This is a genomic window from Pseudomonas sp. MT3 (assembly GCF_054720805.1).
The window spans coordinates 75,056-89,994 of record NZ_JBTVPY010000022.1; the positions used below are offsets into that span (position 1 = coordinate 75,056).

Genomic DNA, 14,939 nt, shown 5'->3' on the forward strand with positions numbered 1-14,939 from the left:
GTAAAGTCTCAGCAGTTGGCCAACTGCTGAGGATCACGAGCGGTAGTGAGTGAATATGCAGAGAGCTGGTGGTCGCTCCCTACTATCGGACGTCGAACGTTCCATACCTCAGGCTTGCTGAGGGCAAGAAAATAAATGACTAGTCGATGATATTAGGAGTTATCTATATGTTGAAGAAAACGCTGCTGGGTGCTGCGATTGCATCTGTCATGTTTGCTAATTTTGCGAATGCTGGCGTAGTCAAAATAATCGTTGGTCAGAGTTCAAATCCATCTGTGACCGAGAACTCTCCGGGTGATGTGGATCAGTATGCGCCTAGTCAGGCGAACTATGTTCCTGGTGTGAGTGTCGAGACTGGTGCGAACTATTCCAGCCGCGCTGCGAACATCACCATTGCCCAAGAAATATTCGGCAACCTCTCCGAGTCCACCCAGTTTGACCTGCCGGATCTGGACTATGCGATCGACCCAGCCAAGGCAGCAAAGGCTGCACAAGGGCACACCATCAAGCTGACGCTCGACCGTACAGTCGCTCAGTTCGCCAATCAGATCTCTCCTAATCAGATTCAGATCGGTACCTTGGCTCCGGGAGCAGGATTCGCGATTACCTCCGGTGTTGGTGTGAACACCTTGAGCCTTACTCTGGATGCTGCAGGTGCCGCCGAAATCGCAGCTGCGACTGCAACAGCTCCCGAGCACGGTGTCGTTCACTTCCTGTTCCGCACCAATGGCAGTGTCTCTTCTGCTCCTGCCAAAGTCGACCATCTGCGCGCACCACTGCAAGGCGATGCCACTTTCGTTGGCCAATCGTTCAATCCGCAAGTCTCGCTGCTGAACGATCCACTGAATGAGCGCCGATTCCAAGTAACGGTATCCGCCCAGCTGGATACCACTACAGGTGCCAATGCACTGAGCTCTGCCAATAACGATTCTGCCGCTCCATTCATGGTCTTCACATCCTTGCCGGCAGTTTACTGGGATGTAATGAACACCAATCAATGGGGGTCTTATCAGGTTCTCAATTCTCTGGATCTGGCAAATCAGGATAAAACATTCGATCTGAATGTCACCGCCCAAGCCGGTGCCAGCGATCCAGCGAACTATGGTTCCAACTACCAGCGGCTTGGATCCGTCCGCATGGGTGTGAACACTGATGTGCTCAACGAGGATGGTCGGAACGTATTCGGCTTCAACGGCAGTGACAAGCTCGAGAGCTATATTGCAGGTAATTTCTCGGGTCTTTCGTCCATTGGACTGGTTAACGGAAGTTGCTCGGACTACGCAAGCGGTGCACTCGCCGCTGTCTATTCCTGGAACTCTGCAGAAATTGCTAAGAGCTCAGGAGTGGATGGTGTTTCAAAGTTGGCGATCGCCCTTAAGAACGAAGATGTCAACCAGACCTACAACATCTGCGCCGTCGCTAGTGGTACTGCCGCAATGATGGCTCAGCAGAACTTCAACGTTGGTCCTCTGACCGTTGATTTCGGTAACGTACGCTATGTGGATCGTGTGATCAATGGTGCTCAGATCGACCACTTCTGGAAAAGCAGTTGCGTTGCTAGCCTGTTCAACCTGCCGCCAGCCAACAACCAGGATGCGTTCTTCATCCGCTTGACCAACACCAGTGATGATGGTCGCAATGGCAAGGTGCGTGGTGTTCTGTACGACCAGAATGGCAAGCGTTATCCGGCAACTGGCAGTGCATATATTACCGACAGTGTTGGCAAGAGCGTGCTGAAAGCCCACGAGACGGGTGTGTATAGCATCAAGGAAGTTGCTACTGCCTTCGGTGTTAACGGCAATGACTGGAATGGTGCCGGCGGCCGAGCCCGCCTGGTCATGGAAGGCGAGTTCCCAACCTGTGAGGCATTGGGCCTGATCCGCGCTCCGGACGGTAGCCTGAACAACATGACTGGCACTACGCAGGGTAACTTCAACGGTGACTCTGGTCCTTCTACCGTCACCAATCACAAGGCAGGCAACAACCGCAACTAACTAGACTTATTAGCTGCGTGGGAGGAGGCAGCTAGGATGCTGCCTCTTTCTTTGTTTTTGGTTTGAATGGTTGGTTGTGCGAAATTTCCATAAAGGCTTTGTGTAGATGAAATTTCATCGTATGGCCATCGTGTCGAATCAAGCATTCTCTATTGTCAACTTCCGCGGGGATCTCATTCGCGACCTGGTTTTGCGCGGAGTTGAGGTTTTTGCGTTTGCGCCAGACTACGATGAGCGAACGGAGTATCAGATTCGTGCGCTTGGCGCCACGCCTGTAATAGTTGGAATGGATCGAGTAGGGCTTAGCCCTATCTCCGCAATAAGAACGATTTGGGAATTGGTTGTGCGTCTGAAAGAGCTAAGAATAGATGCAGTGCTCAGCTACTTTACTAAGCCTGTTATCTATGGTGGGTTGGCTGCAAGGTTTTCGCGGGTTAGTTGTGTTTATTCCCTCATCGAGGGCGCAGGGTATGTTTATTCTGAGAGCGCTGTGTCCTTTCCTCGTGCACTTCTGAAGGTCTTGGTCAGCTGTTTGTATCGCCTCAGCCTCGGTTCATCGTCGCGGGTCTTTCTGCTGAATACGGACGACTACCGATTGTTCGTAGGTAGGGGTTTGGTCGATGGCCGAAAAGTTACCATGCTGCCGGGAATTGGTCTGGATCTCCAACGGTTCACCGAGCAGAAACCAGTTATCGAACCGGTGATCTTTTCTTTCGTGGGACGCCTATTGCGTGAGAAGGGGGTAGCGGACTTCGTCACTGCCGCCAAACTAGTCAAAGCTAAATACTCCTCGGTTGAGTTCGTGGTGGTTGGCGACGTGGATGCTAATCCAGGTTCGATATTCCGGGAGGAAGTCAGCCAGTGGGTGAGTGAGGGGACGATCCGTTGGGTAGGGAAAGTTCCCGATGTGCGGGAGTGGCTGGCCAACTCCAGTGTATTGGTTTACCCGTCTTATTATCGTGAAGGCTTGCCTAGGGCCATTCAGGAGGCTATGGCCGTCGGCCGGCCAATCATTACTACTGATTCCGTCGGGTGCCGCGAAAGCATCGAGGATGAGGTCAATGGATTCTTAGTTCCGGTAAGAAGTCCGCAGCATATTGCTGAGTCGATGGAGAGGTTCATCAACAATCCACAGCTGATTGCAAAGATGGGACGGGAAAGTCGAAGAATTGCTGAGGCAAAGTTTGACGTTCGGATGATCAATGAAAAGATGATTTCTTGCTTCTCATGAGTATTGCTGCACATGGCTGATGATTCGACTTCGGTCATTCGTACCGACCGACTGGGGAAGATGTTCCATATATTCGAAAGACCTGGACTGCGCTTTCTGCATGCATTACTGGGCGAGCGCTTTGGTTTTCATCGAGAGTTCTGGGCGCTACGGGATATTTCTTTCGATCTGGCACGTGGTGAGGTATTGGGGGTCATAGGGCGCAATGGCAGTGGCAAATCGACTCTGCTGCAAATGCTCGCCGGTACCGTCTCGCCGTCTGTTGGCACTGTCACTCGTCTGGGCCGTATTGCAGCATTGTTGGAACTGGGTACCGGTTTCGATCCAGAGGAAACCGGCCGTCGGAACATCGAGTTCACTGCCCGGTTGCTTGGCTTGAGCAGCGAAGAGCTTGCATTGCGTCAGGAGTCGATCATCGAATTTGCTGAAGTCGGCGAGTTCATTGATCAGCCGGTAAAAACCTATTCCAGTGGCATGGTGGTGCGCCTTGCTTTCGCAATCACTGCCCATGTTGATGCCGATATAGTCATCGTCGATGAGGCATTGGCAGTTGGGGATGCCCAGTTTCAGTTCAAGTGCTTGAACCGCCTGGATCAACTTCTTGAGCGAGGGGTGACGGTCGTACTGGTTTCTCATGACTTGCAACTGATAAAGGCCTACTGCAACCGGGTGATCTATTTGAAAGGCGGGCTTGTCCAGTTCGACGGAGACTGCGAAACCGGTTGTGAGCTTTATCTACGAGACACGACGCCAGCTACCAGAGCCGTTTCGGCAGGGTCTCTGGAGAGCCGCCAGGATATCTTAGCATTCGGCAACGGGCATGGCCGCATCCAGTCTGCGGTTCTTGTTGGTGATGGTGCGGAGCGTGGCTACTTCGTCAGTGGTGAGCGTGTCAGTTTGGATGTGAGTCTCCAACTATTCGAACCCGTGCGTTGTCCCAGAATCACTCTGGTTCTGCGCGATGCTCGCGGCTACAACCTGTATGCCGTCAACAATAGCCAGTTGGGACTCACGCTGGTTGTAGATAGCAGCGGCCTGATTCGCGTGCGCTTCAGCTTTGTCGCGGACTTACAGGATGGTGATTATGCATTGACCTTGCGTCTCGACGATGCGTTGTCGGAAAAGGTCCAAGTATTGTTGGACAAGCGAGTGGGCGTTCTCTCCTTTCGGGTGGAAAGTCCGCGGAAGCGCTTTGACGCAGTGGTGAATCTGCACGGTTCGGCCGAGGTGTTACCGGCATGAACCCAAGCGCTCATCACGAACATCGGCATGGAGTAATCACTCTCGTCTTTGTTATCCACGGCGGTGTGCTGGAGGCTAAGTCGGCGATTTTGGCGGCTTCGTTGCGGGCCAGGCTCGGCTTTGACCACAGGCTACGCATCATCGCGGCAGTGGCCACGCCGGATCATCTTTGGGGCGCGTTGAGCCCGTCGACGGAACAGCTTCTCACGCGTCTGGAGATCGAATGCTTGCCGATCGAGAATCCCTTCGGCTCTGGCTATCCCATTGGAAACAAGTTCGCTGCGTTGGCACTCGGCGGTCCCGATGGCCACTGCTTGTTCCTCGACAGCGATATGTACTGTCGAGCTGCACCGGACTTCGTCTATCTGCAACGGCATGAGGCTGCCCTGAAGCCTGCCGATCTTGCGCTGGTACCCACTTCCGCGGGCTATTGGGGACGTTTGTATTCACTGGTGGGGCTGGAGTTGCCTGAGACTCGGGTACTGGCCAGTCTATCGGGCGATCTGATGCCCCCCTATTTCAATGCCGGTTTCATTTGGATACGTGGGGCGACGGAGTTCGCGCAGCAATGGCAGCGAATTGCTCACGAGATCGAAGCCGCTACCGACATTGGGGATAAGTGGCCTTGGCTGGATCAACTGGCCTTGCCGCTGGCCCTGGCCCACTTGCAGCTGCGCACGGAAGTATTGGGCGAAGGCTACAACTATCCTCTGCATCGCAAGCCCTTGGAGGCAGGCAACGATCCTTGCTTCTGTCACTACCATGACCCCGAGGTTCTGGCTCGGGAGCCGGCGTTGCTGCGAGACCTGCACGCGCTGCAATCGCATTGGCCTGAGCTGACTCGGACTCTTGAACTCTATCCGGACTGGCGTCAGGTCTGCAGTGACATGAAGGCAGTGCTGCGCACTACCATGCCTGCACAAGAGGTTGATCGTGAGAATACGGATCTCGTCATAACCGGGTTGCCCAGAAGTGGTACCAGTTTCCTATGCCGGCTGCTTTCCGAACACCCGCAGACGGTGATCATCAATGAACCAGCGCAGATATTCCAGCGTTTGAAGGAACCTGAACCCTGGGGGATTCCTTGCTTCTATGCAGAGCTGCGGCGAGAAATTCTGGCCGGAAGGCCGGTGCTGAATAAACACATCAACGGCCGTCTGATCGACGATACAGCCCGTCAGCAGGACGTTGCGCTGCCTTACCAGGTTTCCTCGCCTGCGTACGGGTTTACCTTGGGAACCAAGAATACCTTGGCCTACTTGGTCCGCCTGCCAGCTCTACTGCGGGTGATGCCAAAGGCTAAGGTCGTCGCTCTGGTCCGCCACCCCTATGACTGCCTCATCTCCTGGGCGTCGACATTCGAGCATTTACGCAATGCTGATCTGCTGTCCCAGCCGCTGGGTAATCCTGACGATCCTGCACTCAGCGAACGAAATCGCTCAGCACTTAGAGAGATTGCCAATGTTGGCAATCTGGCGCTGCGGCGAGCGCTCTGGTGGCGTTTCCTGGTCGTCCAGTTACTGGATGCTGGCCCACGGGTACGCTGGATGCGCTACGAAGATTTGGTCTCTGCACCTGAGAAGATGACAGCTCTGTTGTTGACTCAAGACTCATTGCCAGCCCTGACCCCCATCACGTGGCGGAAAGAGCTGCCGCCTCATGAGCGTGATTTGGTCGCCAGCGTGTTGCGCGATGTAGCCGAGCGTCTGCAATACATTCTGTGAGTAGGGTATCCATGACTCGTAATGAAGAAGCCCCTGTGGAAAGTTGCGATGAACTCGCGATGCCACCTGGAGAAAATGGCCAGGTCTCAGTGGTGATGACCTTCCATGCAGAAGGTGGCGTCGCACATTGGGCTCTGTTGGGCTTCGAGCGAATGCGCGTTGTTGCAGAAAAGGCGGGGCTGCAGGTGCAACTGGTCGCGGTCCTGGATCGAGCGGATGAACACACCCGACAAGTGGTGATATCGCATCCGACGTTGCGCGAAGGTGATCGAGTGTTGAAATCGTTGCACGGCGATCCTGGCCTCGCGAGAAATCACGGTATTGAGCACGCGTCCGGTGAGTGGATAGGCATTCTGGACGGCGATGACTATTGCACTGCGAATTGGATAGTCGAGTCGGTTCGAGTGTTGCTCAGCCAGCGTCAGGTTGTGGTGCATACCGACTATCTGTTGACCTTCGGTGGCAGTTGGGAACTGACGCGACAGACCGATCAACTGACCGGCGCCGGCAGCCAGGAGACTTGCTTCAAACACCATCTATGGGCATCCACGGTATTCGCCCGACGAGATCTGTTCGACCAGTGTCCCTATCGTCAGGCCAACATGGAATACAACGGCTTCGGCTATGAAGACTGGGACTGGAGTCTGTGTGTGCTGGCTGCGGGATATAAGCACACGACTGCTCCCGGGACTGCGCTCTTCTATCGACGCAAGGCTGTGGGCTCGCGTCAGAATCTGGGGGTGCAGCAGAAGGTTGTGGTACGCCCCGGTCCCTTCTTTGCAGCCCCTTTGTGGGGCGGTAGGCAATAGTATGAAGTTGAGAGTCGATGGCATGCTCGCCCGTAGCGCATGGCACGGGTATTTTCTGCTGGCGCGAGTGTTGCGTCGGTGTCTGAATGAACATCAGATGCGGCGATTTGTCCGACTCTGCCGTCGGATACGTCGCCACTATTTCCTGGATGCACCGATTGGTACGCAGCCTGTGCAGAGTGGGGCATCCGGTACAGCTTCGTCCGTGCTGCCTACATGGATTGTCGATGAGTTTCGCGAACTGGCGGCTATCGAGCCGGCTCTGTATCCAGCCCCGGAGTTGCTGACTCGCTATCATGCCTGGCAGCCCGTCGAGGATACCTATGCCGCCCACCTGTATCGACAACTGGTGAGCGATTTCATCGAGATCCGGCCACAGATCATCTTTCTCATTCCGCACATGATGCGTGGGGGAGCCGATCTAGGTGTTCTTCATCATGTCCAGCTCTGTGATGAGCTGGGATGGAGAACGACCGTGGTAGTGACGCGCGATGTGACTTCTCCCTGGTTGCACCGCTTGCCCAGTAGTGTTCGTGTCGTTGAGTACGGTCGCATGGCCCGAGAGGCATCGGAAGAAGACCGGCGCCTGGTACTGCTGCGACTGCTGCTTCAGTCACCCGCCGCCACCCTGCATCTCATTAATTCGCAGTTGGGTTGGCAACTGTTTGAAAGCTTCGGCAAAGCTCTGGTCAGCAGCGGTAAGGCGTTGTATGCCAGCCTGTATTGTGACGACTTCGATCGCAATGGCATTCGTTGTGGGTACGCCACCGACTACGTGCCGACTACCAGCATGCACTTGGCAGGAATCATCACGGATAACCAGCAATTCAAGGCTGATATCCAGCGACGCGACGGTGTGCCGGCGGAAAATCTTCATACCTTGTATTTTCCCTACGTGGGACGTATCAGCGAGCCCTCTCTAACTGGCGCCAGGGTGCTATGGGCCGGCCGCCTGGCTTCTCAGAAACGTCCTGAACTCCTCTATGCCATCGCTGCGTCGGCTCCGGACATCGTGTTCGATGTCTTCGGTGAAGCTGCGCCGGAATACGATGTCGAGCTGCTGCGGCGCTTGCGGGAGTTGCCGAATGTTCGAATGGCGGGCGCCTTCGATGACTTCTGGAGCATCGCCCAGGCTGGTCATTACGCAGCGTTTCTCTATACCTCGGCCTATGACGGGTTGCCCAATGTCCTGCTGGAGGCAGCGGCAGCCGGGCTTCCCATCGTGACGCCAGACGTGGGCGGAGTTGCCGAGTTGGTGTCCGATGCTCGAGGGTATCTGCTACCGGCAGATGCGGAGGCTCCGCGCTTTATTCAGGCCCTACGGGAAATTCTCGGCGATGCCGAGGGTGCGCGCCTGAGGGCGCTGGGCGCCCAGGTGATGGTGCTGCAACGGCACTCCTGGCAGGTTTTCAAATCCGGAGTTTTGGCCATTCCCGGATATGTTCCGCAGGTTGCCGTTACCACTACTGAAGCCAGATGCCCATGAGGCGTCTTCACTCTGTTGTCCGGCGAGCAGGACGCTCGGTTTTGCTCCGGCTCATGCATCAATACTCTCGAATACCAACACTGGAGGGGACGGTAAAGGTTGAGTGCTGGGACTCCAGTCAGCCGCTTATCAGTGTTGTCGTGCCTTGCCATAACCACGGTCGATTCCTGCTGGACACGTTGCGCAGCCTGCGCTCGCAGACACTGCAGGATTTCGAGGTCATCGTGGTGGATGACGGATCGACGGAGCAAAGCACTCTGCAACTGCTGGCGTTGCTCAAGCAGATGACCGCCATTCGGCTGTTACGCCAGCCCAATGCTGGGCCGGGCGCTGCGCGCAATCTGGGGATTCGACATGCGCGAGGTCGTTATATCTGCTGTCTGGATTCCGATGACTGCCTGGTTGACTCCTATCTGGAGAAGTGCGCCGTAATGCTTGAAAGCGACCTGGGCATACGCCTGGTGCATGGCTGGATAAGGCTCTTTGGCAACGAGAGTGGCATTCGACGCACCTTTGACCTGCACCCCGGCTTGTTGCGCTTCGTCAACCATCTTGGTGTCTCCGCTGTATTTCATCGGGACGATTGGGTGCGGGTGGGCGGTTTCAGTGAGGACCGTGGGTTGCTGTATGAGGATTGGGATTTCTGGATGCGTATAGCCAGCCTGGGTACCAGGGGAAAGGTGCTCAAGGAACCGATGTTGCTTTACCGGAAGCATGGTGAGTCGCGGCTTGGGCTGGCAAATCACCAGGTCAGGAAAGTTAAAAAAATACTGCGTCGAGCCCATCCGCGCTTGTTTCATGATGCCGCTTGGAGGAGCGGGTTGATGGCGGGCTATCGACGCAGACCGACCGGAAACCCGTTTTGCAATCTATCGCATCCCTCACGGTATCGGCGGTATCCGAAAGGAGTGTTTACCCTGTATCTGGGGACGGATAGCCGGGCCGAAGACATCTCGCCGGAGATCCTGGCGGTACGCCTTGGCTGCCATTCTCTGCATGTGTTGTCTGAGACCGAACGGAAACTGCCGTCGTGGATCGATGCCATTGCCGATGTGGTGTACCGCTTACCTGAGCTGATGGAACGGTCGCAGTTTGCTCTGTTCTATGAAAACTACTTGAGGACTCGCCCGGTCGTCGATCAATGGGTATTGCCAGACCGGGGGAAATTGACGCCGGAAATGTCGTTGGGACGAGCGGCTGGGGGGCTGCAGTGAAGCGGCTGGTGATAACTCTCGGTATGCACCGCTCGGGTACGAGTCTGCTTTCCGCTGCGCTGGAGGGGCTGGGCGTTGAATATGGCAATGGGCTGATAGGACCGGCCCCGGATAATCCCAAGGGGTTCTGGGAAGATCGGGTCGTGGTGGAGCTTAACGAGCGCATGTACCAGGCGTTGGGGGTGACGTCCTCGACGCTGGGGGTGGACTGCACGCGGATGGCCGCCGACGCTCGTTGGCGTTTTCAACTGCAGATCGCCCGATGGTTGAAGTCCCGGCTGAGGGGCGAAGGGCTGCTTGGTCTCAAGGATCCGCGTCTGCCACGCTTGATAGATATTTGGTCGCCGGTGCTGGATCGTCTGAAGATCGACTACTGGCTGTTGATTCCCTTGAGAAACCCTCTCAGTGTGGCGGCGTCGCTGACTGCCCGGGATGGTTTCTCGACCGGCAAAGGCCTGTTGCTCTGGTATGAGCACATGGTGAGGGCGTTGCGGTTCACTGGCGGCAAGCGATTCATGGTCGTCGACTATGACCGCTTCCTCGAACAGCCGGAGGCGGCTCTGGGTGAGCTGGCCGCATGGCTGGGACTGCAGCCCGACCCGCGGATGCTGGAGCGATTTCGGGATCAAGTGTTTGATCCCGGGCTGCGTCATGCCACCTACGATCTGGATGCGCTGGAGCAGCATCCGGATAGTTTTCCTGAACTGGTGCGTCTGTATCGGACTCTGCTCGCTTTGAGTGTCGATCAGGCCCATGTTCACGCCCCGGCCTTGTCTTGCGGCATTGAGCGGCTCGTTGGGCGATTCGAAGATCTTTGGCCCATCCTCCGTCAATGTGGCCAGTGGGACATGGAACTATGGACGATCGGCCAGTTTTGCCAACTGCAAGAGACGTATTTGCGTCAGTATAAAGAAGAGTGGCTGAGTCGTGAGACAGACCTGATGGGGTGGATCTCGACGCTTGAATACACCATAGGCCAGGAGCAGGCTGGACGCTCGGAGGCTGAAAGCTGGCTCCGCAACGTTGAGAGCAACAGTCGGGAGCAGGTGGCGTGGATTTCGACGCTTGAAGATGTCATCCGTCAAGAGCAGGCCGGGCGTGCAGAGGCCGAAAACTGGTTCCGCCAGGCCGAGAGTGGCTGGCGGGAGCAATTGCAGAGGTCTACTCAGCGGATCACGGTCCTGGCACAGGACCTGGGTGCCTCTCAGGTGCAGGTGCAGGGCTTGGTACAGGATCTGAATGCGCTGCGGTGTCATGCCGATGGCTTGCAGCTCCACCTGGACCAGGTCCTCAACAGCCGCTCCTGGCGCCTGACAGCCCCATTGCGGCGCGTCATGCAGTGGTGGAGCTTGCGTGCATCGCTCAGCTCCAATTGACGCAGCCGTGGAGCGTTGCTAACATTCCAGACCTTATATCGGGAGGGTTTCGTCCATATCAGGCGGATCGCTCCCTTAAAATCTGAATGTGGAGTGCCCGTTTCGGCGGGTGCAACAGGGGGCCGGCAGGATACCAGTCTTGATCCTGCTGGCTTCTTTTTCATCACTTGACCGTGTTTGCTGGTGACGCGGAATCGGGCTTACAAGCCTTTGACTACAGGTATAAACATGAGCGAAAGCTTCGCAGAACTCTTTGAAGAAAGTCTGAAATCCCTCGACATGCAGCCGGGTGCAATCATCACCGGCATCGTGGTCGACATCGACGGTGACTGGGTTACCGTTCATGCCGGCCTGAAGTCCGAGGGCGTCATCCCGGTCGAGCAGTTCTACAACGAACAGGGCGAGCTGACCATCAATGTGGGTGACGAAGTCCACGTTGCGCTGGACGCGGTAGAAGACGGTTTCGGTGAGACCAAGCTGTCCCGCGAGAAAGCCAAGCGTGCAGAATCCTGGCTGGTTCTGGAAGCTGCCTTCAACGCTGACGAAGTGGTCAAGGGCGTCATCAACGGCAAGGTCAAAGGCGGTTTCACCGTCGACGTCAGCGGTATCCGCGCGTTCCTGCCGGGCTCCCTGGTGGATGTGCGTCCGGTACGCGACACCACTCACCTGGAAGGCAAAGAGCTCGAGTTCAAGGTCATCAAGCTGGACCAGAAGCGCAACAACGTTGTCGTTTCCCGCCGCAGCGTCCTGGAAGCCGAGAACAGCGCCGAGCGCGAAGCTCTGCTGGAATCCCTGCAGGAAGGCCAGCAGGTCAAGGGTATCGTCAAGAACCTCACCGACTACGGTGCGTTCGTTGACCTGGGCGGCGTCGATGGTCTGCTGCACATCACCGACATGGCCTGGAAGCGCATCAAGCATCCGTCCGAGATCGTCAACGTTGGCGACGAGATCGATGTCAAGGTTCTGAAGTTCGACCGCGAGCGCAACCGCGTATCCCTGGGCCTGAAGCAACTGGGCGAAGACCCGTGGGTTGCCATCAAGGCTCGTTACCCGGAAGGCACCCGCGTCATGGCCCGCGTCACCAACCTCACCGACTACGGCTGCTTCGCCGAGCTGGAAGAGGGCGTGGAAGGCCTGGTACACGTCTCCGAAATGGACTGGACCAACAAGAACATCCACCCGTCGAAAGTCGTTCAGGTTGGCGACGAAGTGGAAGTTCAGGTTCTGGACATCGACGAAGAGCGTCGTCGTATCTCCCTGGGCATCAAGCAGTGCAAGTCCAACCCGTGGGAAGACTTCTCCGGCCGCTTCAACAAGGGCGACAAGATCTCCGGCACCATCAAGTCGATCACCGACTTCGGTATCTTCATCGGTCTGGAAGGTGGCATCGACGGTCTGGTTCACCTGTCCGACATCTCCTGGAACGAAGTTGGCGAAGAAGCCGTTCGCCGCTTCAAGAAGGGCGACGAGCTGGAAACCGTCATCCTCTCCGTTGATCCGGAGCGTGAGCGCATCTCCCTGGGCATCAAGCAGCTGGAAGACGATCCGTTCTCCAACTACGCATCGCTCAACGAGAAAGGCACCATCGTTCGCGGTACCGTGAAGGAAGTTGACGCCAAGGGCGCTGTCATCAGCCTGGGTGGCGAAATCGAGGGCATCCTGAAAGCCTCCGAAATCAGCCGTGACCGCGTTGAAGATGCTCGCAACGTTCTGAAAGAAGGCGAAGAAGTCGAAGCCAAGATCATCAGCATCGACCGTAAGAGCCGCGTCATCAGCCTCTCCATCAAGTCCAAGGACGTTGATGACGAGAAGGATGCGATGAAAGAACTGCGTAGCAAGCAAGACGCAGAAAGCACTGGCCCGACCACCATTGGTGACCTGATCCGTGCTCAGATGGAGAACCAGGGCTAATCCCTGTTTCCTCATCCAAGGAAAAGGGCGACTTCGGTCGCCCTTTTTCGTTTCTGCCTTTCGCTGGCGGCGGGCGCGCAGCGCTTTCTCCGATGTGAGACAGGCGCTATGGTGCTTGCCCCGTTCCGGTCGCGCCACTCATGCCATACCTGCTTTTCGTTACCGTCCTCTGGGCGTTCTCCTTCAGCCTGATCGGTGAGTATCTCGCCGGGCAGGTCGATAGCTATTTCGCGGTGCTGACCCGTGTCGTGCTGGCCGGCCTGGTGTTCCTGCCGCTGACTCGCTGGCGCGGTGTGCATCCTCGCTTCGTCGCGGGGGTGATGTTGGTGGGAGCGTTGCAGTTTGGCATCACCTACGTCTGCCTGTACCAGAGCTTCCGTGTGCTCACGGTGCCGGAGGTGCTGCTATTCACCGTGCTGACGCCGTTGCATGTGGCGCTGATCGACGATGCCTTGAATCGTCGCTTCAACGTCTGGGCGCTGCTGGCCGCAGCCGTGGCGGTGCTGGGTGCCGGGATCATCCGTTACGACGGCGTCAGCGGCGACTACGTCGAAGGCTTCCTGCTGCTGCAACTGGCCAACGCCACCTTCGCGGCCGGCCAGGTGATGTACAAGCATCTGGTGCAGCGCTATCCCTCGGATATCCCGCAATTCCGCCGTTTCGGTTATTTCTTCGTCGGCGCGCTGCTGATTGCGCTGCCGGGCTGGTTGCTGTTCGGCAATCCGCAGAAGCTGCCGACTACCGACGTGCAATGGGGCGTGCTGGTGTGGATGGGGCTGTTGGCTACCGCGCTGGGGCAGTTCTGGTGGAACAAGGGCGGCACCTTGGTCGATGCTGGCACCCTGGCGGTGATGAACAATCTGCATGTGCCGGTGGGATTGCTGATCAATCTGCTGATCTGGAATGAGGCGGCGGACCTGCCGCGCCTGGCTTTGGGCGGGGCGGTGATCGTTGCGTCGCTGGGCGTCAATCGCCTGGGATTGCGTCGCCAGCGGGAGCTTCACGCATGAATATCTCCGGACGTGGTGTGGCGCTATCCCTGGCGTCGTCCGTACTGTTCGTGACCCTGCCGGGCTATATCCATTCGCTGGAGCCGCTGACCAGCATCCAGGTGATCGCTCACCGGGTGGTCTGGTCGATTCCGATGGTGCTGTTGCTGGTGTGGTTCACCCGCCAGGGCGGAGTGCTGCGTGAGTCGGGTCGGCGTCTGCTGCGAGAGCCGTGGCTGCTGGCTTGTTTCCCGCTGACGGCGGCGATGATGCTGGTGCAGTGGGGGGTGTTCATCTGGGCTCCTATGGTCGGGCGCACCCTGGAGCTGTCCCTGGGGTATTTCCTGCTGCCGCTGACGATGGTGCTCTGTGGTCGGGTGTTCTACGGCGAACGCCTGACGCCATTGCAGGCCGTTGCCGTCGCCTTCGCGGTGGCCGGCGTGCTGCACGAACTGTGGCTGACCCGGGCGTTTTCCTGGTTCACCCTGATCACCGCGCTGGGTTACCCGCCGTATTTCATGTTGCGCCGCAGGATGGGTGTGGATGCATTGTCCGGCTTCGTCTTCGAGATGGCCGTGCTGCTGCCGTTCGCCTTCCTGGCGCTGTGGCTGACCGGCAGCGGACAGGTGCTGGAGGAAACGCCACGGCTATGGGCGTTATTGCCGGTGCTGGGGCTGATCAGCGCTCTGGCTTTTGGCGCCATGATGGCGGCCAGCCGGCTGTTGCCGATGGGGCTGTTCGGGATTCTCAGCTACGTGGAGCCGGTGCTGTTGTTCGCCATTGCCGTGCTGTTCCTCGGCGAGGCGTTTCAGTCGGCGCAGATCTGGACCTACGGGCCGATCTGGATCGCGGTGCTGCTGACGGGCTGGGATAGCGCGCGTCTGCTGCGCCGTCAGGCGCGTCGCGATGCCTTCAAGGTGAAGGGCTGAGGTGGGAAGCGCTCTCCCGCAAGGGGAGAGCGTA

At 57.2% G+C, this 14,939-nt stretch carries 11 protein-coding genes; all 11 read left to right on the forward strand.

The annotated features are described in order from the left end of the window. The first annotated feature begins 167 nt into the window (after nt 1-167). Nucleotides 168-1,994, forward strand: coding sequence for a hypothetical protein (locus tag ACYCAX_RS20820; protein WP_460248752.1), 1,827 nt, complete (start codon nt 168-170; stop codon nt 1,992-1,994). A gap of 106 nt (nt 1,995-2,100) precedes the next feature. After that, nucleotides 2,101-3,225, forward strand: a complete 1,125-nt coding sequence (locus ACYCAX_RS20825) for a glycosyltransferase family 4 protein (RefSeq protein ID WP_460248753.1) — start codon at nt 2,101-2,103, stop codon at nt 3,223-3,225. 12 nt (nt 3,226-3,237) lie between these two features. Next, nucleotides 3,238-4,467 carry an ABC transporter ATP-binding protein gene (locus tag ACYCAX_RS20830; RefSeq protein WP_460248754.1) on the forward strand — a complete coding sequence of 410 codons (1,230 nt, stop codon included), beginning with the start codon at nt 3,238-3,240 and terminating at the stop codon, nt 4,465-4,467. After that, nucleotides 4,464-6,191 carry a sulfotransferase family protein gene (locus ACYCAX_RS20835; RefSeq protein ID WP_460248755.1) on the forward strand — a complete coding sequence of 576 codons (1,728 nt, stop codon included), beginning with the start codon at nt 4,464-4,466 and terminating at the stop codon, nt 6,189-6,191. Before ACYCAX_RS20830 ends, ACYCAX_RS20835 begins: the two co-directional genes overlap by 4 nt. Before the next feature lie 11 nt (nt 6,192-6,202). Beyond that, nucleotides 6,203-7,000 (forward strand): glycosyltransferase family 2 protein, encoded by a 798-nt coding sequence (locus tag ACYCAX_RS20840; RefSeq protein WP_460248756.1) that lies wholly within the window; start codon nt 6,203-6,205, stop codon nt 6,998-7,000. 1 nt (nt 7,001) lies between these two features. Further along, entirely contained in the window at nt 7,002-8,486 is a 1,485-nt protein-coding gene (locus ACYCAX_RS20845) for a glycosyltransferase family 4 protein (protein ID WP_460248757.1), read from the forward strand. 53 nt (nt 8,487-8,539) lie between these two features. Continuing rightward, nucleotides 8,540-9,700 carry a glycosyltransferase family 2 protein gene (locus tag ACYCAX_RS20850; protein WP_269078309.1) on the forward strand — a complete coding sequence of 387 codons (1,161 nt, stop codon included), beginning with the start codon at nt 8,540-8,542 and terminating at the stop codon, nt 9,698-9,700. Beyond that, entirely contained in the window at nt 9,697-11,076 is a 1,380-nt protein-coding gene (locus ACYCAX_RS20855) for a sulfotransferase family protein (RefSeq protein WP_460248758.1), read from the forward strand. Before ACYCAX_RS20850 ends, ACYCAX_RS20855 begins: the two co-directional genes overlap by 4 nt. Nucleotides 11,077-11,304: 228 nt before the next feature. After that, complete coding sequence (gene rpsA, locus ACYCAX_RS20860; protein ID WP_015476443.1) at nt 11,305-12,987, forward strand: 30S ribosomal protein S1; 1,683 nt, start codon at nt 11,305-11,307, stop codon at nt 12,985-12,987. A gap of 140 nt (nt 12,988-13,127) precedes the next feature. Continuing rightward, nucleotides 13,128-13,997: a carboxylate/amino acid/amine transporter gene (locus ACYCAX_RS20865; RefSeq protein WP_015476445.1), complete on the forward strand. Its 870-nt coding sequence runs from the start codon at nt 13,128-13,130 to the stop codon at nt 13,995-13,997. Continuing rightward, the gene (gene rarD / locus ACYCAX_RS20870) at nt 13,994-14,905 is read left to right on the forward strand and encodes an EamA family transporter RarD (RefSeq protein ID WP_015476446.1); all 912 of its coding nucleotides are present in this window, start codon (nt 13,994-13,996) and stop codon (nt 14,903-14,905) included. Before ACYCAX_RS20865 ends, rarD begins: the two co-directional genes overlap by 4 nt. The last annotated feature ends 34 nt before the right edge of the window (nt 14,906-14,939 follow it).

Coding starts and splice junctions, on each gene's coding strand:
- ACYCAX_RS20840 (WP_460248756.1), top strand. CDS start 6,203: ATGACTCGTAATGAAGAAGCCCCTGTGGAAAGTTGCGATGAACTCGCG.
- ACYCAX_RS20830 (WP_460248754.1), top strand. CDS start 3,238: ATGGCTGATGATTCGACTTCGGTCATTCGTACCGACCGACTGGGGAAG.
- ACYCAX_RS20850 (WP_269078309.1), top strand. CDS start 8,540: ATGCATCAATACTCTCGAATACCAACACTGGAGGGGACGGTAAAGGTT.
- ACYCAX_RS20835 (WP_460248755.1), top strand. CDS start 4,464: ATGAACCCAAGCGCTCATCACGAACATCGGCATGGAGTAATCACTCTC.
- ACYCAX_RS20865 (WP_015476445.1), top strand. CDS start 13,128: ATGCCATACCTGCTTTTCGTTACCGTCCTCTGGGCGTTCTCCTTCAGC.
- rarD (WP_015476446.1), top strand. CDS start 13,994: ATGAATATCTCCGGACGTGGTGTGGCGCTATCCCTGGCGTCGTCCGTA.
- ACYCAX_RS20825 (WP_460248753.1), top strand. CDS start 2,101: ATGAAATTTCATCGTATGGCCATCGTGTCGAATCAAGCATTCTCTATT.
- rpsA (WP_015476443.1), top strand. CDS start 11,305: ATGAGCGAAAGCTTCGCAGAACTCTTTGAAGAAAGTCTGAAATCCCTC.
- ACYCAX_RS20845 (WP_460248757.1), top strand. CDS start 7,002: ATGAAGTTGAGAGTCGATGGCATGCTCGCCCGTAGCGCATGGCACGGG.
- ACYCAX_RS20820 (WP_460248752.1), top strand. CDS start 168: ATGTTGAAGAAAACGCTGCTGGGTGCTGCGATTGCATCTGTCATGTTT.